Source organism: Pseudomonas sp. PDM32 (assembly GCF_019219225.1).
In the GTDB taxonomy this organism is placed as follows: domain Bacteria; phylum Pseudomonadota; class Gammaproteobacteria; order Pseudomonadales; family Pseudomonadaceae; genus Aquipseudomonas; species Aquipseudomonas laurylsulfatiphila.
Genome location: NZ_JAHUWE010000002.1, coordinates 327,211 through 346,934 on the forward strand (window position 1 = coordinate 327,211; position 19,724 = coordinate 346,934).

General features: G+C 59.6%; 20 protein-coding genes and 1 tRNA gene. 10 read left to right on the forward strand and 11 right to left on the reverse strand.

Going from position 1 to position 19,724, the window contains the following annotated elements:
- Positions 1-160: 160 nt before the first annotated feature.
- The gene (pabB, locus tag KW846_RS04960) at positions 161-1,504 is read left to right on the forward strand and encodes an aminodeoxychorismate synthase component I (protein WP_218481510.1); all 1,344 of its coding nucleotides are present in this window, start codon (positions 161-163) and stop codon (positions 1,502-1,504) included.
- Between the two features lie 105 nt (positions 1,505-1,609).
- Here the strand turns inward: pabB and thrH are convergent, their stop codons facing one another.
- Positions 1,610-2,227: a bifunctional phosphoserine phosphatase/homoserine phosphotransferase ThrH gene (thrH, locus tag KW846_RS04965; protein ID WP_095965141.1), complete on the reverse strand. Its 618-nt coding sequence runs from the start codon at positions 2,225-2,227 to the stop codon at positions 1,610-1,612.
- Positions 2,228-2,400: 173 nt separating this feature from the next.
- Here thrH and KW846_RS04970 point away from each other — a divergent pair, with 173 nt between their 5' ends.
- From KW846_RS04970 to KW846_RS04980, 3 genes are all read left to right on the forward strand, one after another.
- The gene (locus tag KW846_RS04970; RefSeq protein ID WP_007971943.1) at positions 2,401-3,141 is read left to right on the forward strand and encodes a phosphoadenylyl-sulfate reductase; all 741 of its coding nucleotides are present in this window, start codon (positions 2,401-2,403) and stop codon (positions 3,139-3,141) included.
- Positions 3,142-3,707: 566 nt separating this feature from the next.
- Positions 3,708-5,249, forward strand: coding sequence for an NCS1 family nucleobase:cation symporter-1 (locus KW846_RS04975; protein ID WP_218481511.1), 1,542 nt, complete (start codon positions 3,708-3,710; stop codon positions 5,247-5,249).
- Positions 5,250-5,305: 56 nt separating this feature from the next.
- Positions 5,306-6,034: an aspartate/glutamate racemase family protein gene (locus KW846_RS04980; RefSeq protein ID WP_007988885.1), complete on the forward strand. Its 729-nt coding sequence runs from the start codon at positions 5,306-5,308 to the stop codon at positions 6,032-6,034.
- 147 nt (positions 6,035-6,181) lie between these two features.
- Here the strand turns inward: KW846_RS04980 and KW846_RS04985 are convergent, their stop codons facing one another.
- Entirely contained in the window at positions 6,182-7,105 is a 924-nt protein-coding gene (locus KW846_RS04985; protein WP_218481512.1) for a LysR family transcriptional regulator, read from the reverse strand.
- Positions 7,106-7,229: 124 nt separating this feature from the next.
- On the opposite strand from KW846_RS04985, the gene KW846_RS04990 reads away from it, so the two are divergent.
- Positions 7,230-7,976: a 3-oxoacyl-ACP reductase family protein gene (locus tag KW846_RS04990; RefSeq protein ID WP_218481513.1), complete on the forward strand. Its 747-nt coding sequence runs from the start codon at positions 7,230-7,232 to the stop codon at positions 7,974-7,976.
- A 136-nt stretch (positions 7,977-8,112) separates the two neighbouring features.
- Here KW846_RS04990 and KW846_RS04995 read toward each other — a convergent pair whose 3' ends face one another.
- The gene (locus KW846_RS04995) at positions 8,113-8,808 is read right to left on the reverse strand and encodes an HAD-IA family hydrolase (RefSeq protein ID WP_217835885.1); all 696 of its coding nucleotides are present in this window, start codon (positions 8,806-8,808) and stop codon (positions 8,113-8,115) included.
- A gap of 247 nt (positions 8,809-9,055) precedes the next feature.
- Between KW846_RS04995 and KW846_RS05000 the strand changes: the two genes are divergently transcribed.
- A complete protein-coding gene (locus KW846_RS05000) occupies positions 9,056-12,265 on the forward strand; it encodes an RHS repeat-associated core domain-containing protein (RefSeq protein WP_218481514.1) in 3,210 nt (1,069 codons plus the stop codon).
- On the opposite strand, the gene KW846_RS05005 is transcribed toward KW846_RS05000, so the two are convergent.
- The 6 genes from KW846_RS05005 to KW846_RS05030 form a co-directional block, all read right to left on the reverse strand.
- Entirely contained in the window at positions 12,246-12,470 is a 225-nt protein-coding gene (locus KW846_RS05005; RefSeq protein WP_218481515.1) for a hypothetical protein, read from the reverse strand. The two genes, KW846_RS05000 and KW846_RS05005, sit on opposite strands and share 20 nt — an antisense overlap.
- A 107-nt stretch (positions 12,471-12,577) precedes the next feature.
- The gene (locus KW846_RS05010) at positions 12,578-12,760 is read right to left on the reverse strand and encodes a hypothetical protein (RefSeq protein ID WP_218481516.1); all 183 of its coding nucleotides are present in this window, start codon (positions 12,758-12,760) and stop codon (positions 12,578-12,580) included.
- Positions 12,761-12,776: 16 nt separating this feature from the next.
- The gene (locus tag KW846_RS05015) at positions 12,777-13,244 is read right to left on the reverse strand and encodes a YMGG-like glycine zipper-containing protein (protein ID WP_218481517.1); all 468 of its coding nucleotides are present in this window, start codon (positions 13,242-13,244) and stop codon (positions 12,777-12,779) included.
- A 112-nt stretch (positions 13,245-13,356) separates the two neighbouring features.
- On the reverse strand, positions 13,357-13,725 hold the full coding sequence (locus KW846_RS05020; RefSeq protein ID WP_218481518.1) for a bacteriocin: 369 nt from the start codon (positions 13,723-13,725) through the stop codon (positions 13,357-13,359).
- A gap of 311 nt (positions 13,726-14,036) precedes the next feature.
- Positions 14,037-14,225: a hypothetical protein gene (locus tag KW846_RS05025; protein ID WP_033047548.1), complete on the reverse strand. Its 189-nt coding sequence runs from the start codon at positions 14,223-14,225 to the stop codon at positions 14,037-14,039.
- Positions 14,226-14,369: 144 nt separating this feature from the next.
- Entirely contained in the window at positions 14,370-14,690 is a 321-nt protein-coding gene (locus tag KW846_RS05030) for a YbjQ family protein (protein ID WP_218481519.1), read from the reverse strand.
- Positions 14,691-14,999: 309 nt separating this feature from the next.
- On the opposite strand from KW846_RS05030, the gene KW846_RS05035 reads away from it, so the two are divergent.
- On the forward strand, positions 15,000-15,584 hold the full coding sequence (locus tag KW846_RS05035) for a hypothetical protein (protein ID WP_218481520.1): 585 nt from the start codon (positions 15,000-15,002) through the stop codon (positions 15,582-15,584).
- Between the two features lie 92 nt (positions 15,585-15,676).
- On the opposite strand, the gene KW846_RS05040 is transcribed toward KW846_RS05035, so the two are convergent.
- Positions 15,677-15,766 (reverse strand) — tRNA-Ser (locus tag KW846_RS05040).
- A 308-nt stretch (positions 15,767-16,074) separates the two neighbouring features.
- On the opposite strand from KW846_RS05040, the gene KW846_RS05045 reads away from it, so the two are divergent.
- From KW846_RS05045 to KW846_RS05055, 3 genes are all read left to right on the forward strand, one after another.
- Positions 16,075-16,764, forward strand: coding sequence for a crotonase/enoyl-CoA hydratase family protein (locus KW846_RS05045; RefSeq protein WP_116582390.1), 690 nt, complete (start codon positions 16,075-16,077; stop codon positions 16,762-16,764).
- Positions 16,765-16,978: 214 nt separating this feature from the next.
- Positions 16,979-17,701 (forward strand): 1-acyl-sn-glycerol-3-phosphate acyltransferase, encoded by a 723-nt coding sequence (locus tag KW846_RS05050; RefSeq protein ID WP_116582389.1) that lies wholly within the window; start codon positions 16,979-16,981, stop codon positions 17,699-17,701.
- Positions 17,702-17,864: 163 nt separating this feature from the next.
- Entirely contained in the window at positions 17,865-18,836 is a 972-nt protein-coding gene (locus KW846_RS05055) for a magnesium and cobalt transport protein CorA (RefSeq protein ID WP_102702385.1), read from the forward strand.
- Between the two features lie 162 nt (positions 18,837-18,998).
- On the opposite strand, the gene KW846_RS05060 is transcribed toward KW846_RS05055, so the two are convergent.
- Positions 18,999-19,721 (reverse strand): amidotransferase, encoded by a 723-nt coding sequence (locus KW846_RS05060; protein ID WP_007971914.1) that lies wholly within the window; start codon positions 19,719-19,721, stop codon positions 18,999-19,001.
- Between the last annotated feature and the right edge of the window lie 3 nt (positions 19,722-19,724).

Here is a 19,724-nt window from a genome sequence, read left to right on the forward strand (position 1 = left end):
GAAACGAGGCTGCGATCCTTTGATCTTGTTTTTTCAGGATCAAAAGATCGCAGCCTCGTTTCACTCGACAGCTCCTACATTCCCGGACATCCCCTCTAGGAGCAATTCTCCGAGGGGACTACAATCGCCACCCCGCCTCGATGGCTGATCTCCCCCGCCCATGCTGACCTGCTCCGTACACCCGCTGCCCTATTGCGCCAACCCCGCCCAATATTTCGCGGCGATTCGCCATGCCCCCGGTGCCGTGCTGCTCGACAGCGGCCGCCCCAGCGCCGACCGCGGCCGCTATGACCTGCTCAGCGCCTGGCCGCTGGAACAACTGACGGTATCGCCCGACGAAAGTGGCGAGGCTTTCCTGCAACGCCTGCGCGATAACCTGACGTGCCTCGGCGAAGCCTCCTTGCCAGCACCCTATGAGTTGCCGTTTGCCGGCGGGTTGATCGGCTACCTGAGTTACGACTTCGGCCGACATCTGGAGCGCCTGCCGAGCCAGGCCAGTGACGACCTACATCTGCCCGACGCGCGTTTCGGCCTGTATGGCTGGGCATTGGTCAGCGATCACCTTGCGCTGACCAGCCAGCTGGTATTCCACCCGACCCTGCCCGACAGCGAGCGTCAGCGCCTGATCGAGCTGTTCAGCCAACCGGCACCGGAAGCGGTCGCGCCCTTCAAGCTGCTCACCCCGATGACCGCCGACTTGAGCGCTGACCAGTATCAACAGGCCATCGAGCGCATCCAGCAGTACATTCAGGCCGGTGACTGTTACCAGGTCAATTTCGCCCAGCGTTTTCGCGCGCCCTGCCAGGGTGATTCGTGGGCCGCCTACTGCGCCTTGCGCGCAGCGTGCCCGACGCCTTTTTCCGGTTTCCAGAGCTTGCCTGACGGCAATGCCGTCCTCAGCCTGTCGCCGGAACGCTTCGTCAAAGTCAGCCAGCGCCATGTGGAAACCCGCCCGATCAAGGGCACTCGGCCCAGGGGCATTACGCCTGAGCAAGACGCCGCGAACGCCGCCGAACTGCTGGCCAGCCCCAAGGACCGCGCGGAAAACCTGATGATCGTCGACCTGCTGCGCAACGATCTCGGCCGGACGTGTCGCATCGGCTCGGTCCGGGTGCCGGAGTTGTTCAGCCTGGAAAGTTACCCGAACGTGCATCACCTGGTGAGCAGTGTCACCGGTGAACTGGCGGATGATCGCGACGCTCTGGACCTGATCGCCGGCAGCTTCCCCGGCGGCTCGATCACCGGCGCGCCAAAGATTCGTGCGATGCAGATCATCGACGAACTGGAACCGACCCGACGCGGCCTGTATTGCGGTTCGTTACTTTACCTGGACGTGCGCGGCGAGATGGACAGCTCCATCGCCATTCGCAGTTTGCTGGTCAAGGACAGGCAGGTGTGTTGCTGGGGCGGTGGCGGGATAGTCGCGGATTCCGAGTGGCAGGCCGAATATCAGGAATCGATCACCAAGGTGAAAATCCTGCTCGATACCCTGCAAAACCTGTAGGAGCGAGCATGCTCGCGATGGACGTCAACGATGACACGGGGTACCTGACACCCCGCGGCGCTCTCGGGTTCATCGCGAGCAGGCTCGCTCCTACAGGGGGTCGGTTTACAAGGTCAGGGGGCGGTTCGAAGCTTTGATGAACTCCTGCTTGAGCTCTTCAAACGTATGCACCGCCGGGAACTGCGGAAACTCGGCAATCACGTTATCCGGTGCATGGAACAGAATCCCGGCATCGGCCTCGCCCAGCATCGTGGTGTCGTTGTAAGAATCCCCCGCCGCGATCACCCGGTAGTAGAGGCTCTTGAAGGCCAGGACCGACTGACGCTTTGGATCTTTCTGACGCAGCTGATAGCCCGTGACTCGCCCGCTGTCGTCGGTAATCAGGCGATGGCAGAGCAAGGTGGGGAAGCCCAGTTGGCGCATCAACGGCTGAGAGAACTCATAGAAGGTGTCCGACAGGATCACCACCTGGAAGCGCTCGCGCAGCCAGTCGACGAATTCGATGGCGCCGTCCAGCGGCTTGAGCGTGGCGATCACTTCCTGAATGTCGGAGAGTTTCAAGCCGTGCTCGTCGAGAATCCGCAGGCGTTGCTTCATCAGCACGTCGTAGTCGGGAATGTCCCGGGTGGTGGCCCTGAGGGATTCGATCCCGGTTTTTTCGGCGAAGGCGATCCAGATTTCCGGGACCAGCACACCTTCAAGATCCAGACAGGCAATTTCCACAAGACACTCCCATTTGTATTGATTATTGAGTCGAGCGAGCAAAAAGATTGCCGAACTCTAGCGACTCGGGCGTGCCTGCGCAACGCAGAGGATGCCCCGGCCCGTGCAGCTTTTTGTTACCATCGGCCCCATATAGAGCGCCCAGCGCCACCGACCTGTAGGAAGCCGCCCTGATGAGCCCAACGTTCGACGTCGTGGAACTCGCCACGACCTATGCCAACAAATCCGCCCAGGACATCCTGAAACTCGCGTTTGCCGAGTTCGGCGATGACCTGTGGATATCTTTCAGCGGTGCCGAGGACGTGGTGCTGGTGGACATGGCCTGGAAGCTGAACAAGAACGTCAAGGTGTTCAGCCTCGACACCGGCCGCTTGCACCCCGAGACCTACCGCTTCATCGATCAGGTGCGCGAGCACTACAAGATCGACATCGAGCTGGTGTCGCCGGACTACACGAAACTCGAACCCTTCGTGAAGGAAAAAGGCCTGTTCAGCTTCTACAAGGACGGCCATGGCGAATGCTGCGGCATCCGCAAGATCGAACCGCTGCGCCGCAAGCTGTCCGGCGTGAAAGCCTGGGCCACCGGCCAGCGTCGCGACCAGAGCCCCGGCACCCGCAGCGCCGTCGCGGTGATGGAAATCGACACCGCGTTCTCCACCCCGGAACGCACCTTGTACAAGTTCAACCCGCTGGCGCAAATGACCAGCGAAGAGATCTGGGGCTACATCCGCATGCTGGAGTTGCCATACAACAGCCTGCACGAACGCGGTTTCATCAGCATCGGCTGCGAACCCTGCACCCGCCCGGTGCTGCCGAACCAGCATGAGCGCGAAGGCCGTTGGTGGTGGGAAGAAGCGACGCAGAAGGAATGCGGGTTGCATGCGGGGAACATCATCAGCAAATCCAAAGCGTAAACCCACTGTAGGAGCGAGCCTGCTCGCGATGGTCGTCAACGATAACGCGGGGTGCCTGATACCCCGCTGTGTTCTAGGGTTCATCGCGAGCAGGCTCGCTCCTACAGTGTTATCTGCAGCTTCAAAAAACGTGTACACACGATTGTCACCATAGGTGCCATTTGTGTGTGCACTTTTAGTTTCTGCGCCCCAAAAAGTTACATTCCTGCCTCAGCCGTGCGCCGCCACACCCTCCTGAATCCCCCATTCAAAATAAATACCTGTTCAATCGGTCAATTTATATTGTCAATTTTTCAATAACTTGGCGAAACGCCATAACAAAACGAAATGAACAGCGCCGTTCATAGAACGCTCGGCTGGCATGGATCTGGCTTAAGTGCATACATGTTTTGTATACAATCACAACAAAACATACAAACACTTTAGATCCGCAAGCCTGAAGCGCCCTATCCCGTACAGGCTGCAGATGCCCCGTAACCAATGATATTCGCCACCCGCGACGAAGATTTGTCGAGCCAAGGCTCATGCACAGTCATCGCGGCGTCGAGCATCAGGAGCCTGCCGGAATGCGTACTCGTCTCTCCAATAACAATATCGCGCTGGATCTACCCTCCCCCCATTCCACCCACACCGCCGACCATCAGGCGCATCACTCCCCTGTGGTGCTCAGTCCCCGACTGCACAACAAGGACCTCGCACCGACCAAGGCCGAAGGCCGGCGTTGGGGCCGCTACAGCATCTTTGCCTTGTGGACCAATGACGTTCACAACATTGCCAACTACTCCTTTGCCATCGGCCTGTATGCCCTGGGCCTGGGTGGCTGGCAGATCCTGTTGTCCCTGGGGATCGGAGCGGCGCTGGTGTATTGCTTCATGAACCTGTCCGGCTACATGGGTCAAAAGACCGGGGTTCCGTTTCCGGTCATCAGCCGGATCAGTTTCGGCATTCACGGGGCGCAGATTCCCGCGTTGATCCGCGCCGTGATCGCCATCGCCTGGTTCGGTATTCAGACGTACCTCGCGTCCGTCGTCTTTCGCGTGCTGTTGACGGCAATCCATCCCGGGTTCGCCGACTACGACCACGACTCGATCCTCGGCCTGTCGCCCCTGGGCTGGGTGTGTTTCGTCGCGATCTGGTTCGTGCAACTGGTGATCCTGGCCTACGGCATGGAGATGGTGCGCCGCTACGAGGCGTTTGCCGGCCCGGTGATTCTGCTGACCGTTGCCGCCCTCGCCGCGTGGATGTACTTGCAGGCCAACGCGAGCATTGCCTGGTCGATCCGTGAGCCGCTGACCGGTGGTGAGATGTGGCGCAACATCTTTGCCGGTGGCGCACTGTGGCTGGCGATCTACGGCACCTTGATCCTCAATTTCTGCGACTTCGCCCGCTCTTCACCGTGCCGCAAGACCATCAAGGTCGGAAATTTCTGGGGCTTGCCGGTGAATATCCTGGTGTTCGCCAGCATCACTGTCCTGCTGTGCGGCGCGCAGTTCCAGATCAACGGCCGGATCATCGAAAGCCCGACCGAAATCATCGCCTCGATCCCCAACACCTTCTTCCTGGTACTCGGTTGCCTGGCGTTCCTGATCGTCACCGTGGCGGTGAACATCATGGCCAACTTCGTCGCCCCGGCGTTCGTCCTCAGTAACCTGGCGCCGAAGTACCTGACGTTCCGTCGCGCCGGACTGATCAGCGCGACCATCGCGGTGCTGATCCTGCCGTGGAACCTCTATAACAGTCCCCTGGTGATCGTGTACTTCCTGTCCGGCCTCGGTGCCCTGCTCGGCCCGTTGTACGGCGTGATCATGGTCGACTACTGGCTGGTTCGAAAAGGCCAGGTCAACGTGCCGCAGTTGTACAGCGAAGACCCCAACGGCCCTTATTACTACAGCCGCGGGGTCAATTTGCGCGCCGTGGCGGCGTTCATCCCCGCCGCCCTGATCGCCATCGTCCTGGCCCTGGTGCCGGGGTTCCACAGCGTGTCGCCATTCTCCTGGCTGATTGGTGCCGGCATCGCCGGGATGCTCTACCTGATCATCGCCAAGCGCCAACCGCACTACGCCGATGTCAGCGGCGAAGCCATCGCGGTCGAAAACGCCAGCCATTAACTCCATGGCGGCCCGGCAAAGTCGGGCCGCAGAACCATCCGCAATAAGGACTCCCCATGCGCATTCTCGTGGTCAACGTCAACACCACCGAATCCATCACCCAGGCCATCGCCCGCTCGGCACAGGCCGTCGCGTCACCCGGCACGGAAATCGTCGGCCTCACCCCGCACTTCGGCGCCGACTCCATCGAGGGCAACTTCGAAAGTTACCTGGCGGCCATCGCGGTCATGGACCGAGTGATGTCCTACGACCAGCCATTCGACGCGGTGATCCAGGCCGGCTACGGCGAGCACGGCCGCGAAGGCTTGCAGGAGCTGCTCAACGTACCGGTGGTGGACATCACCGATGCCGCGGCCAGCACGGCGATGTTTCTCGGTCACGCCTACTCCGTGGTCACCACCCTCGATCGCACCGTGCCGCTGATCGAAGACCGCCTCAAGCTCTCGGGCCTGTGGGACCGTTGCGCCTCGGTACGGGCCAGTGGCCTGGCGGTGCTGGAGCTGGAACATGAACCGCAACGCGCACTGGAAGCCATCGTGCATCAGGCCGAACTGGCGGTGACCCAGGACAAGGCCGAAGTGATTTGCCTTGGTTGCGGTGGCATGGCCGGGCTGGACGAGCAGATTCGCCGACGTACCGGAGTGCCGGTGGTGGATGGGGTGACGGCGGCGGTGACCATCGCCGAATCGCTGGTGCGGCTGGGGTTGTCGACCTCGAAGGTGCGGACCTATGCGACACCGCGGCCGAAAAACATCATTGGCTGGCCGGGGCGGTTTGCCCGCTGAGTTTGCAACTGTCGACCGAGGCGCAGCCTTCGCGAGCAAGCCCGCTCCCACACTGGATCTCCAGTGAACACAATTTTTGCATTCACAACAGATCGAATGTGGGAGCGGGCTTGCTCGCGAAGGGGGCACCTCGGTCCCAAGCCTGACTCAAACCGCACTGAACCTCTGCCCCAACCCCCGCTCGGCAAACTGCTCGATGATGAAATCGACAAACGCCCGGGTCTTGCCGGGCAGCAGTTTGTGTTCGGCGTAATAGATGGAGGTGTAACCGTCGTCGATGTACCAGTCCGGCAACACCCGCTGCAACCTGCCCGTCTCCAGGTAACCCGAGGCGAACGGCATGCTCACCAGAGCAATGCCCAGACCTTGTGCGGCGGCGACGCAGGCGGCCTCGGAATCGCTCATGGTCATCCGCGCCTTGAGCGTCAACGGGCTGTGTTGCTGATTGCGATGGGTCAACTGCCAGGAGCGCACGCGACCGGTTTGTGGCGAGCGGATCAGGATCCCGTCGTGGTGCTTGAGTTCGTCCGGTTCGATGATTGACGCATGTGTCGCCAGGTAATCCGGCGAAGCCACCAATACCCGATGCGCCGGACTCAGCTTGCGCGCGACTACGCCCTGGGGTAATTCGAAGCCGCCGCCGATGGCCGCGTCGAACCCCTGCCCGATCAGATCGACCTGGCGGTTGTCGAAGTGCCAGTCCGGGTTGATCGCCGGGAATTGCCGCAGAAACTCGCCGAGCATCGGCACTATGTACAGGCAACCGAACACCGTCCCCATGCTGACCTTCAATGTACCCGCAGGCTGCCCACCGGCGCTGGCGAGGTTGGCGACGGCATTCTGGATGGTGTGCAGGCTGGTGCTGACTTCGCCGAGAAACAACTGACCGGCCTCGGTCAGCGTCAGTCTGCGCGTGCTGCGCTGAAACAATCTGACGCCCAGGCGCGCCTCAAGCTTGGCAACGCTCTTGCCCACCGCCGCCGGTGTCAGGCTCAAGCGTCGCGCCGCTTCGGCGAAGCTGCCGACCTCGGCGCTACGCACAAAGCATTCGATACTGCTGAAGGTTTCCATAGGCGCCACTATAAACTTTTGGTTTACACAGACTATCGCAACTATGGTCTACACGACACGTAATCCAGAACTGATACTAGGCTCCATCAACCGGGACATCTCGCCTCGGGACTTGGAGATCGACATGACTACTCAGAACCTCAGCGGCAAAGTGGCATTGATTCAAGGTGGTTCCCGCGGTATCGGTGCAGCCATCGTCAAGCGCCTGGCCGCTGAAGGCGCGACCGTTGCCTTCACTTATGTCAGCTCGACAGCCAAGGCTGAAGAGTTGCAACACAGCATCACCGCCAAGGGCGGCAAGGCCCTGGCCATCAAGGCCGACAGCGCCGACGCCGACGCAATCCGCGGCGCCGTGTCCGCCACGGTGGAGGCCTTCGGTCGCCTGGATATCCTGGTCAACAATGCAGGTGTACTGGCCGTCGCACCGCTGGCCGAGTTCAAACTCGAAGACTTCGACCAGACCCTGGCCATCAACGTACGCAGCGTGTTCATTGCTACCCAGGCCGCCGCCAAACATATGACCGAAGGCGGTCGCATCATCAACATCGGCAGCACCAACGCCGATCGCATGCCCTTTGCCGGTGGCGGCCCGTACGCCATGAGCAAGTCGGCACTGGTCGGGCTGACCAAAGGCCTGGCCCGTGACCTCGGCCCGCAAGGCATCACCATCAATAACGTGCAACCGGGTCCGGTCGACACCGACATGAACCCGGCCGAAGGTGACTTTGCGGAAAGCCTGATCCCGTTGATGGCCGTGGGCCGGTACGGCAAGGCCGAAGAGATCGCCAGCTTCGTCGCCTACCTCGTCAGCCCGGAAGCCGGCTACATCACCGGGGCCAGCCTGACCATCGACGGTGGCTTCGGCGCCTGATGCGTTGAACGCAAAGCAAAATGTGGGAGCGGGCTTGCTCCGGGCGGCGATCCGACGAAGGCGGTGTGTCAGGCAACATTAATGTCGTCTGATTCACCGCCTTCGCGAGCAAGCCCGCTCCCACACTTTCTTTTTGTCAGACCCACTCAAGCGCAGGCAAACCAAAGGCGTCCGGCTCAAACGCCTTCAACGTACGAAGAATGCCATCGGCGTGTGCGTACCTGGCGTCGGCCATTGCCGCATCCGGAATTGCAATCGCCGTCATCCCCGCCGCTTTCGCTGCGGTGACACCAAAGGGCGAATCCTCGAACACCAAGCAATCCTCGGGCGCGACGCCCAGACGCCGCGCTGCCGTCAGGAAGATATCCGGTGCCGGCTTGGCCGCCCCCACCTCGGGGTCATCGGCGGTGACAATGAAGTCGAACAAGGTGAACCAGTCGCGGTGCAGGGTGGTTTTCTGACCGAACGACTGGCTCGATGAACTGGTGCCCACGGCAATGGGAATGTTGTTGGCCTTCAGATGCCGTACCAGTTCCTGTGCGCCAGGCATCGCCTGTGCCGTAGGAAAACGCTCGCGCATCAGCGGCTCGCGGATCACCAGAAACTCTTCGGCGGTAATCGGCAGGTCGAGCGCTTCAACCACATAGCGCGCCAGATCCCCAGCGCCCCGGCCAATGATGTTCTGCTTGATGCTCCAGTCGAACGTTCGGCCGTAACGCGCGGCAATGATGGACGTGACTTCGGTGTAGATGCCCTCTGTGTCCAGCAGCAAGCCGTCCATATCGAAAATCACGGCCTTGATCGGGCCGAATGTTTTGAGCGGTGCATTCATCGCATCTGATCCGTTTTCCAAGGCATCCCGGGCGGCGCAGGTGAGGCCCGCCCCCGAATGGATTAAAGGATTCAGCAGCATAACGAGCGCGGCTGTCTCAGAGCAACGATGAAATCCCGATCCACGCCGAATGGCTCTCGTGATTTAGCGATTTGCCCTACATCAAACGCCAACTTTCCCGACTTCTTTCGTTGAAGATCCTCCGCAGAGTCTCACGTCCTACATTCCGCCAAGCGAAAGTCTGCAGATGTTCGATCCCCAAAAGGTATTGGCATGTCCCGCCAGCGGCCCCCTGATACAAGCGCACAAGTTCGCCGCCAGTATCAATAGCATCGAGCGCACCGCCCCCCAAAACGGCCCGGTTTCGATGGTCACCGGTGAAGTATCACTGACCCTCACGGACGGCACCCTCGACGGGATCTTGCCGTTCGACTTCACCCGCTTCTATCGCACCCGTGCCGTCGAACTCGACAGCGGGCTCGGTTTCGGCTGGCGGCACTCGCTGTGCCAGCATCTGGAATTCCACGGCGAGCAGGTGCTGTGGATCGACGCCGAAAACCGACGCACGCCATTTCCATGGCCGACGACGGCGCGCCCGTTGATCCGTAACAGACTGTCGCGGGCGGCGATTTACCTCGGCGACGAATCGGGCGAACTGATCCTCGCCCAGGCCGGCGACGTGGCGCGTTTTTTTCATTTCCGCGACGGCCGACTGACCGTGATCAGCGACGCCTACGACAACCGCCTGACGGTGCAGCGAGACGGCCTTGAGCGGATTCAGCGCCTGGACAACGGCGCCGACCGTGCCTTGCTGTTGCGTTATAACCTCAAGCATCTGGTGGCCGTCGACTATCAGGTGTTTCAGCGCTGCGGGCCCGAGGCGCACACCTGGCGCACCGAACAGACACTGGCCAGTTACCGCTACGACGCCCGCCAGCGTCTGGTCGAGGCGACCAACGCCGTGGGTGACAGCGAGCGTTATGACTACGACGAGCAGCACGTGATCCTGCAACGGCAACTGGCGGGCGGCGCGAGTGTCTTCTGGGCGTGGGAACGCTCCGGCAAGACCGCCCGCTGCATCCATCATTGGGCCTCGTTTGCGCAGATGGAGGCGCGTTACGTCTGGGACGATCAAGGCACCGTGACGGTGAACAACGCCGACGGCAGCCAGGAGGTTTACGTTCATGACCCATACGCACGATTGGTGCGCCACATCGGGCTGGACGGCGGCGAGCAGCACAAGGCCTACGACAATCTGGGCCGATTGATCTTCGAGCAGGACGCCCTCGGCACCGTCACCCAATACCATTATGACGAAGCCGGGCGACTGATCGCGGTGCATGCGCCGGATGAGGCGCCCACGTCCTACAAGTATCGCCACGGTTTCCTGCACGCCCGCACCCGCGGTCGGGGGACGTGGAGTTACCAGCGCAATGCCCAGGGAGACATCACGGCCGTCACCGATCCCGATGGACAGATCACCCACTATTCCTACGACTCGCTGGGGCGCTTGCTGACGATCCGGTTTCCAGACCGGAGCATTCACCGGTTTGCCTGGAACGTCCTGGGACAGTTGCTGGAAGAAACCTTGCCCGATGGCTCCCAGCGCATGTTTTCCTACGATGCGCTGGGGCGGCGGATTACCGGGCAGGACGAACACGGTGCCATCACCCGTTATGAGTGGGATGCCGTCGGTCGACTGAGCCGGACCACGCTGCCCATGGGTGCCTGCCGTGCCTGGCGCTACAACGCCTACGGCCGGGTCACCGCCGAGACCGACGAACTGGGACGGGTAACCCGTTACGAATACGCCGACGACCTGCACTTGATCAGCCGTCGGACCAACCCCGACGGCTGCGCGCTGAAGTACCGCTACGACCATGCGCAATTGCTGCTGACCGAGATCGAAAACGAGGTGGGCGACACTTACCGTCTGGACTACACCCCGGGAGGATTGATCCGACAGGAAACCGCCTTCGATGGGCGTCGTACCACTTACTGCTACGACCTCAATGGCCAATTGCTGAAGAAAACCGAGTTTGGCGACGACGGTTCGCAGCTGGTTACCGGCTATCAGCGTGACAGCGCCGGGCGGTTACGGGTGAAAACCTTGCCCGATGGGGTCAGGGTCGAGTACCGCTACGACACGCTCGGGCGACTGGTCTGCGTCGATGACGGCCAGGATTCTCCGTTGCAGTTCGAATACGACCTTCAGGACCGATTGATCACCGAGCATCAGGGCTGGGGCACCCTGCGTTACGACTACGACGTCTGCGGTCGGCTCAAGAGCCTGCGCCTGCCGGACGCCTGTATCCTCGTCTACCACCACGCCAAGGGAGGCGCCCTCACGGCCATCGACCTCAACGGCACACCCCTGACCCGCCATCGTTTTGTCGGCGGACGCGAACAGCAGCGGCAACAAGGCCTTCTGCTCAGCGAGTACGCCTACGACGCGCAAGGCCGTTTACAGGCCCATGTCGTCAGCCAAAAACAACGGCCGCAGTACCGCCGCGAGTATGCCTACAGCGCCAAGGGCAATCTCTTGAAGGTTACCGACAGCCGCCACGGTTCACGCCACTATCAATACGATGCACTCGACCGTCTGACCGGCGTACGTCACGCCTGCGACCGGTGCGCAGAGCACTTCAACCACGACCCGGCCGGCAACCTGCTGATCCAAGGGCGTCCCGGCCCATATGTTTTTCAGGGCTACCGCCTGCAGCGCAGTGACGACAGCTGCTACGACTACGACGCCTTCGGCAATCTGATCCGCGAACGCCGCGGCCTGCCGCCCCAGGTCACCGAATACTCTTACGACAGCCAGCACCAACTGATCAGCGTCAGTTCCCCGGACGGTGAAAGTGTCAGCTATCACTACGACGCTTTCGGCCGGCGCATCCAAAAAACGGTTGATGGCTACACCACACAATACTTCTGGCAAGACGACCGGCTGATCGCCGAAAGCGGCCCCCGGCACTACCGCAGCTACCTCTACGAACGCAGCGAGCCCGGCGAGCCCGGTAGCTTCCGCCCGCTGGCGCTGCTCGACGGCAAAGGCCGGGCACACGCCTGCCCATACTACTTTCAACTCGACCACCTCGGCACCCCGCAGGAACTGACCGGCCACGGCGGTGCGATTGTCTGGTCGGCCCAATACAGCGCCCACGGCAAACTCCGAGCATCGAGCCGCGAACGGCTCGAACAACCCTTAAGGTTTCAGGGACATTACTTCGACACTGAGAGTGGCCTGCACTACAACCGACATCGCTATTACCATCCGGACTTCGGTCGTTTCCTGACACCGGATCCGCTCAGGTCGGGCGGTGGGTTGAACCCGTATCGGTACACCCGCAACCCGACGGGGTGGGTGGATCCGCTGGGATCGGGCGCCCCCCTCGGATCGATTCGCTCAGGAAGCATTCAAGCCCCGGATTTCCTCACCGCCGCTTCGAAGTAGCCGGATCTCCCGAGCCATCGGTACCTGCATCGCCCCGATCGCGCGGATCTGCCTCGACATTCTCGTCGCTCTCGTCGCTCGGCACTTGTTCCACGCCGGCATCGTCGTCCGGCGGCCGTTGGTCGCGGCTCAAGGAATCGGTAGGTGACGGCAGCGGATACTCCGGCGTTTCATCAACGTCGAAGGCCTTTGGATCAGTGTTCATATCGCACCTCTCATCTGACCTCAAGCACAGGTCATGACATATCGAGGGTTGCGCGATGGACGCGTTCGACCCGGTAGACGATCGGTTGATTCGGCAACAGGACTCAATCAGTCTTCGTCCTCTTCCTCATCATCAAACTCGATATTTCCCACATCACCTGCGTCATCAGCATCGTTAAGTGGCACCGTCGCATCATCCATCAGCGATCCCGGATCTTCATTTCCGGGATCGTTGATGGATGGCTGGCCACTTGGGTCTTTGTCTTCCGCGCCTTCGGATTCCAGAGTCATGGTTTGCCTCACTCAATCAGTGATGCTTTTTGTGGTGCTTGTTCGAGTGTTTATGTCCGCCACCGGAATGGGAATGGCCACTGTCATCCCCCAGATCATTGCCGATCGCACCGCCGGCTGCACCGCCAAGACCGGCACCGATGGCCGATCCGGTCGAACCGCCAAGACTGTTGCCGAGCACCGATCCGCCCGCCGCGCCCAAACCACCGCCTACCGCCGCTTCGGTGCGATTGTGCTTGGGCGCGGCAACAGCACTGCCGGCCGCCCCGCCGACACCCGCACCAATCGCTGCGCCAGTACTGCCACCCACCTGGCCACCGACTACGTTGCCCAGCACCCCACCAAGACCACCGCCCACCGCGGCATCTCCGTTACCGCCTGCCAGCGCCACCTGGGAGAGCAGTAATCCAAAAATAATCGCAGGCAACATCAATCGTCGAGTCATCGGGCTTGCGTTCTGTTTGCCGTCGGTTTTCGGGTTCATGGCACGCCTCGCATTCTTCAGGGGTATGGAAGATTTGAGCCGTTGCGGCGGGAATCGTTCATATATGAAAAAGCCCGGCATCAAACCGGGCTTTTTCACATCTGGATCAGCATCAATGACGCTTGTGACCGTTGGCCAGGTTGCTGCCAACGCCGCCGCCCAATGCACCGCCCAGGCCGGCGCCGATGGTGGCACCGGAACTGCCACCCAGGCTTTTACCAATCACCGAACCACCGGCTGCGCCGACACCGCCACCGATGGCAGCGCTGGTGCGATGACCTTTTTTGGCGGCAACTGCGCTGCCCGCCGCGCCAGCAACGCCCGCACCGATCACTGCGCCAGTGCTGCCGCCCATCTTCTGGCCAACCACATTACCCAATGCGCCGCCCAAGCCACCACCCAGCGCGGCAGTACCGTCACCGGCCATTGCACCTTGAGCAACCAGAAGCCCCAGAACCAGAGCAGGCAGTGTTAAACGCATGACAAAAACCTCAAAAAATAGGGGTACACAAAAAGGAGGCGAGATTGAATGCTTTTGCGCGGATAGAGTCCAGCACGCCGGTCCAACTTCGCGATTGGCGACGGTTGGACAGCAATTTTGAAAAAGGTTTTACGACGGGCAAAAAAAAGCCCGCTGGGGAAACGGGCCAGGTGTTGCTTTCTAACGGATGAGTCGAGACTACGGAGCGTGCTGTGAAAAGTTTGTGAAAGAGCTCCACTTTAAAAAACTTGTCATGAAACCCTTTCAGACATGAAAAACCCCGTTCAATGACGGGGTCTGCCTGTGTTCGCCTATTTCCTGACCGGTGCTGTCACCTTGGGCAGGAACTTGCCCTTCAGGACCCGGCACGCCCTGGTCTTGATCTTGTCGACCTCTGTCTGGTCTTCGCCGAAACTGGCCACATACTGGGTCTGTCCACACTGTACGCAATTGTTGATCGGAAATTCTGCGCCATCGTCCTCGATATACGGATCAGCCATCTCTTCACCCCTTTCAAAGAGCACGGTCGACACCGGCAAGCCCTTTGCCTGAAAAATATCGACCGCCAAGGCTTTTCAGACTAGCCGGTCACTAATGGACTTTCCGTTCGAATTTTCATGTGACCGACGAATGGCTGCGATCCCTCATCGCAACTTGACCGCTGTCCCGGTCACAAACACGACGACCATCCCGCCCCTGCCGGCCGGCATGCTGATCTCATAGTCAAGCCCCACCACCGCGTCCGCCTGAAGCGCCCGTGCCCGCTCCTTGATCTCATCGGTGGCCTGAATGCGTGCTTCCTTCAACGCTCGCTCCAGCGTCTGGGAGCGCCCACCGAAAAAGTCGCGCATCCCGGCAAATACATCACGAACAACGTTGATCCCTTGCACTGACTCGGCACTGACGATGTCCAGGTAGGCGGTAATTTGCCGGCCTTCAATGGAGTGGGTTGTGGTGGTGATCATTGCTGTTTATTCCTGTTCAGATATTCGGCCAGCGCATCAAACGCCGGCAAAGTCACGGGATCATTCGCCGAGTTGCTGCCCACCGGGTGTGATGCGTAACGGACGATGACTATCGTCACAGTCGCTTTGAACCTGGCGGCAACACGAACACTTGCGGAGGATGGAGCATGATGTCGATTCCATTCGAAGAATTCGAAGAATCCAGACAGTCTAACAGCCAGCTCACCCTGTTCACTGCTTGCGCGGCCAATGCCAGAGTGCCCTGCTGCTATGCTGAAACATCGGTTCCCTGCGCTGGAGACCATCAGCATGGCGGCAGAAGGCAATCATTCCCCGTTCACTTGCAAGGCTATGGCCTACTCGGCTGCAGGCTTCCTTATTGCCCTGATCATTGCCACAAAGCTGCTCGACACTTACTTCGAGCTGACGTTGTTGGCAGAGATCAAGGGCTGGCTGCTACGCACATGGAGCTGGCTTCAACTGGAAACGCCAATGCCGAACTGGTCGCTGCTGATGATTATCGGGGCGTTCGTCAGCACACTGACCTTAGTGATTTACTACTACCGCAGCAACGACGGAGCCTACAGTGAGCTACATGAGATAGAGCGAAAAATTTACAAAAAGAACAACCCACAGTTTCCACAGCTGACAGATAACCAAACGCTGCTGATGGAAGCGTTGGCCTATCACGCAAACTTCAGAAAAGTTGCAAACCTGGACTCGATTTGCAAACTGGTCTCACTCAGCAAGCTGGAAGTTGAAGAGGGTCTGAAGCAACTCCAGGCTAAACGTCTTGTGAATCAAAAAGTGACTCGGGGTACGTTCGGCGCCACCATTTTTGAACTTACCCTGGCAGGTAAGGACTATGCGCAAGAGCGGTTTGAGCTGACGTAGTGGAGACTCGGTAAGTGGCGGGATGTATTGATTGGCACAACTGAAAAAGAAAAACCCCCGCAAACCGTAAGCTTGCGGGGGTTTTCAGAATGTGGCGGTGAAGGAGAGATTCGAACTCTCGATACAGTTTCCTGTATACACACTTTCCAGGCGTGCTCCTTAAGCCACTCGGACACTTCACCGTATCTCTTCAAACATGTTCTGTCTGTCGAGGCGCGCTAATGTAGTCGAAAGCTTTTCCGATGGCAAACATTTTTTTCAGAATTTTCATGCGGTTAACGCGATTCAGCGTTTGCGCTCCCTCCGGGCCATGGCAAACCGGCCAATCTCCGGCTTCGTGCCCTCCTCTATATAGAGGGGAATGCGCAGCAGGCGCGGCGGGCTGCGCCTGGCGGGCGGGCAAAGGGTGACTGGCGGGTCAGTCACGGCGCTTTACCTGGCCAGCGGCGGTGGGTAACGTCTGCCCAACTTTATTGAAAGGAATAGCGTCATGAGTGAGTTGATTTCCTACCATCTCGAAGACGGTATCGCGACCCTGACCTTGAGCAATGGCAAGGTCAATGCCATCTCCCCGGATGTGATTGCCGAGTTCAACGCTGCGCTGGATCGGGCAGTGACTGATCGTGCGGTGGTGATCATTACCGGGCAGCCGGGCATTCTCTCTGGCGGTTATGACTTGAAGGTGATGACGGCGGGTCCTAGAGAAGCCGTGGCACTAGTGACCTCCGGCTCGACCCTGGCCCGCCGCCTGCTGTCGCACCCCTTCCCGGTGATCGTGGCGTGCCCGGGGCATGCGGTGGCCAAGGGTGCGTTCCTGCTGTTGTCGGCCGACTATCGCATCGGCGTAGACGGTCCGTTCAGCATTGGCCTGAACGAAGTGCAGATCGGCATGACCATGCACCACGCGGGCATCGAAATCGCCCGTGACCGCCTGAACAAAGTGGCGCTTCAGCGCTCGGTGGTCAACGGTGAGATGTTCAATCCACAAGGCGCCGTGGCTGCCGGTTTCCTGGATGTCGTGGTGTCGGCGGAAGAACTGCAAGTCACGGCACTGGCGGCGGCTCGTCAGTTGAAGAAGATCAACATGACCGCGCACAAGAACACCAAGTTGAAAGTGCGCAAAGCACTGTTGGAGGCCCTGGACAACGCGATCATCCAGGACCAGGAGCATTTGGGTTAAGCCCGGATCTGCTGCAACGAAAAGCCCGACCGTCGCGTCGGGCTTTTTCGTACCTGTCCTGGTTAAACATCTGTGATGGCTCTAGACCGTGCCTGACCCATTAGTCGGAAACATCAGCACAAACATCGGCTATCGCTCACTACTCTGGCAGCAATTGCCGAAAACAGTGCACATCCGTACACTGCGCCACCTTTTGTCCCGGTGGGGCCTGTAAATGCTGTTTTTGTTCCGTATGTCATTGATGGGCCTGCATTTTATCGTGGCAGGTGTGCTGGGTGTAATCCTCGGCCTGTGCCGCCCTTTCAACCCGGACAACAGCCGCCTGTGCGCACGCCTGTATGCGTGGCCAGCCATGTGTATTTTGCGTTTGCGGGTGAAGGCGGAAGTCGGGCCGTTGATGGATAAACCTGACAGCTGCGTGATCGTCGCCAATCATCAGTCCAACTACGACCTGTTCGTGTTTGGCAACGTGGTGCCCCGCCGTACCGTGTGCATCGGCAAAAAGAGCCTGAAATGGGTGCCACTGTTCGGGCAGCTGTTCTGGCTGGCCGGCAATGTGCTGATCGACCGCGGCAATGCGCACAAGGCGCGGCAGTCGATGTTGACCACCACCCACACCCTGCAAAACAAAGACACCTCGATCTGGGTGTTCCCGGAAGGCACGCGCAACCTGGGCGAAGAGTTGCTGCCCTTCAAGAAAGGCGCCTTCCAGATGGCCATTGCCGCCGGGGTACCCATCGTGCCGGTGTGTGTCAGCAGTTACGTCAAACACATGCGATTGAACCGCTGGCGCAGCGGGAAGATCCTGATTCGCTCGTTGCCGGCGATTCCCACCGCCGGATTGAGCCTGGACGACATGCCCCTGCTGATTGCCCAGTGCCGCGAGCAGATGCGTGAATGCATCGAGTCGATGGACCGGCAACTGCAAGCCGCCTGAACAAGAAAACCCGCCTGGTGCGGGTTTTCTTTTGCCTGCGAGACTTTACCGGCGAACTCGGCAGATTTAACTGACTCTCAAACCCTTGCGAGGCTAAGCTGATCGACACTGCCATTGCATTTGTTGCCAATTGAAAGCTGCCAAGAAGAAGTGAATCACCATCATGGGTAGAGTTGTTGCTGCTGCGGTTTATAGCGCCGGTAAGAAAGTCACCAATATCACCCTCGACGAAGGTGCAGCCTGGGCGGCAAAACCCGGGCACTTTGTCTGGATCGGCCTCGAGGAGCCGAACGCCGAGGAACTCTACAACCTGCAACGCCAGTTCAACCTGCACGAGCTGGCCATTGAAGACGCCCTGGAAAAACACAGCCGGCCGAAGCTGGAAACCTTCGGCGATGCACTGTTCATCGTTACGTACTCGCCGATTCGCAATGAAGGCAAACTCGAGTTCATCGAAACACATATATTTGCGGGCAAGGGTTACATCATTACCGCACGCAACGGCCATTCGGCTTCCTACGCCTATGTCCGACAGCGCTGTGAGGCACGTCCGATTCTGCTGGAGCACGGAGAAGATTTCGTACTTTACGCCATCCTCGACTTCGTCATCGAAAACTACCAGCCAATGGGTGAAGCCATTCATGCTGAAATCGATGAGCTGGAACGCAACGTACTTTGCAGTGCGCTGAATGAGCACGACATTCAGAAACTTCATGGCTTGCGTCGGGATGTATTGCGCCTGCGTCGTTACGCGGCGCCGATGGTGGAGATTGGCGAGGAACTGCAAAAGCTGAGCTTCCCGTTCATCGACAAGAACATGCGTCCGTACTTTCGCGATGTGCAGATCCATGTAACGCGGCAGATGGAAGACCTCACGACCCTGGCGGATATTGCCAGCCAGACAATTGAGGTCGGAGTGCTGCTGGAGGCCTCTCGTCAGAGCGTGGTGCAACGCAAGTTTGCGGCCTGGGCGGCGATTCTGGCCTTTCCGACGGCGGTGGCGGGCATTTACGGGATGAACTTCCAGAATATGCCTGAGTTGGGCTGGCACTACGGCTATTTCGGGGTGCTGGGGTTTATTACGGTGGGCTGCGTGGGGTTGTGGGCGAGTTTCAAGAAATCGGGGTGGCTGTAGGAGCGAGCTCGCTCGCGAAAAACCTGAGAGCACCGCGGGCTGTCAGGTTTGGCGCGTTATCGTTCACGACCTTCGCGAGCAAGCCCGCTCCCACATGTTGATCGCATTTCAATGTGGGAGCGGCGGTGCGGCGATCCGACTTGCTCGCGAAGCATTCAGGTTTTAAACAGCCGCCGGCTTGTGCGCGACAAACCGCATCATCCACTCTGCAACCGTAGTGCCGTGGTGCTCCTGCTCCAGGCTCGCAATGCCTTTGGAGTAGATCTGCTGGCCCAGCGCATCCTGACGAATCTCCAGCAGGGCGCGGGAGTAGTCGTGGATGAATTCCGGATGCCCCTGGAAGCACAGCACCTGGTCGTTGATGTGATAGGCGGCATAGGGGCAGAAATCGCTGGAGGCGATGACCGTGGCGTTTTCCGGCAGCGACGTGACCTGATCCTGGTGGCTGATCAGCAGTGTCAGTTCCTCGCGTACAGGACTCATCCATGGAGCCTTGGCGGCCAGTTTGTAGTTGTGGGTGCCGACACCCCACCCCTGGGTCGCACGCTCGCTCTTGCCACCGAGCAGCAATGCCAGCAACTGATGACCGAAGCAGACGCCGAGCAACTTGTCGCCACGCTCGTAGCGGGTCAACAGGTACTTCTTGAGGGTTTCGATCCACGGGTCGGTGCCGAAGGAGTCGGCCTTGCTGCCCGTCACCAGGTAGGCGTCGAATGTCAGGTCGTCGCTTGGGTATTCACCCTGCACCACGTTGTAGACAGTGAACTCGGCGGCAATCGGCTGCTGCGAAAACAGGTGTTTGAACATCTGCCCGTAGCCCTGATATTGGTCAACCAATTCCGGACGCAGGTGGTCGGTTTCCAGAATGCAGATGCGTAACGACATAAA

Excerpts from the sequence above, each read along its gene's own strand:
- pabB (WP_218481510.1), top strand. The coding sequence starts at position 161 with ATGCTGACCTGCTCCGTACACCCGCTGCCCTATTGCGCCAACCCCGCC.
- KW846_RS04970 (WP_007971943.1), top strand. The coding sequence starts at position 2,401 with ATGAGCCCAACGTTCGACGTCGTGGAACTCGCCACGACCTATGCCAAC.
- KW846_RS04975 (WP_218481511.1), top strand. The coding sequence starts at position 3,708 with ATGCGTACTCGTCTCTCCAATAACAATATCGCGCTGGATCTACCCTCC.
- KW846_RS04980 (WP_007988885.1), top strand. The coding sequence starts at position 5,306 with ATGCGCATTCTCGTGGTCAACGTCAACACCACCGAATCCATCACCCAG.
- KW846_RS04985 (WP_218481512.1), bottom strand. The coding sequence starts at position 7,105 with ATGGAAACCTTCAGCAGTATCGAATGCTTTGTGCGTAGCGCCGAGGTC.
- KW846_RS04990 (WP_218481513.1), top strand. The coding sequence starts at position 7,230 with ATGACTACTCAGAACCTCAGCGGCAAAGTGGCATTGATTCAAGGTGGT.
- KW846_RS04995 (WP_217835885.1), bottom strand. The coding sequence starts at position 8,808 with ATGAATGCACCGCTCAAAACATTCGGCCCGATCAAGGCCGTGATTTTC.
- KW846_RS05000 (WP_218481514.1), top strand. The coding sequence starts at position 9,056 with ATGTTCGATCCCCAAAAGGTATTGGCATGTCCCGCCAGCGGCCCCCTG.
- KW846_RS05005 (WP_218481515.1), bottom strand. The coding sequence starts at position 12,470 with ATGAACACTGATCCAAAGGCCTTCGACGTTGATGAAACGCCGGAGTAT.
- KW846_RS05010 (WP_218481516.1), bottom strand. The coding sequence starts at position 12,760 with ATGACTCTGGAATCCGAAGGCGCGGAAGACAAAGACCCAAGTGGCCAG.
- KW846_RS05015 (WP_218481517.1), bottom strand. The coding sequence starts at position 13,244 with ATGAACCCGAAAACCGACGGCAAACAGAACGCAAGCCCGATGACTCGA.
- KW846_RS05020 (WP_218481518.1), bottom strand. The coding sequence starts at position 13,725 with ATGCGTTTAACACTGCCTGCTCTGGTTCTGGGGCTTCTGGTTGCTCAA.
- KW846_RS05025 (WP_033047548.1), bottom strand. The coding sequence starts at position 14,225 with ATGGCTGATCCGTATATCGAGGACGATGGCGCAGAATTTCCGATCAAC.
- KW846_RS05030 (WP_218481519.1), bottom strand. The coding sequence starts at position 14,690 with ATGATCACCACCACAACCCACTCCATTGAAGGCCGGCAAATTACCGCC.
- KW846_RS05035 (WP_218481520.1), top strand. The coding sequence starts at position 15,000 with ATGGCGGCAGAAGGCAATCATTCCCCGTTCACTTGCAAGGCTATGGCC.
- KW846_RS05045 (WP_116582390.1), top strand. The coding sequence starts at position 16,075 with ATGAGTGAGTTGATTTCCTACCATCTCGAAGACGGTATCGCGACCCTG.
- KW846_RS05050 (WP_116582389.1), top strand. The coding sequence starts at position 16,979 with ATGCTGTTTTTGTTCCGTATGTCATTGATGGGCCTGCATTTTATCGTG.
- KW846_RS05055 (WP_102702385.1), top strand. The coding sequence starts at position 17,865 with ATGGGTAGAGTTGTTGCTGCTGCGGTTTATAGCGCCGGTAAGAAAGTC.
- KW846_RS05060 (WP_007971914.1), bottom strand. The coding sequence starts at position 19,721 with ATGTCGTTACGCATCTGCATTCTGGAAACCGACCACCTGCGTCCGGAA.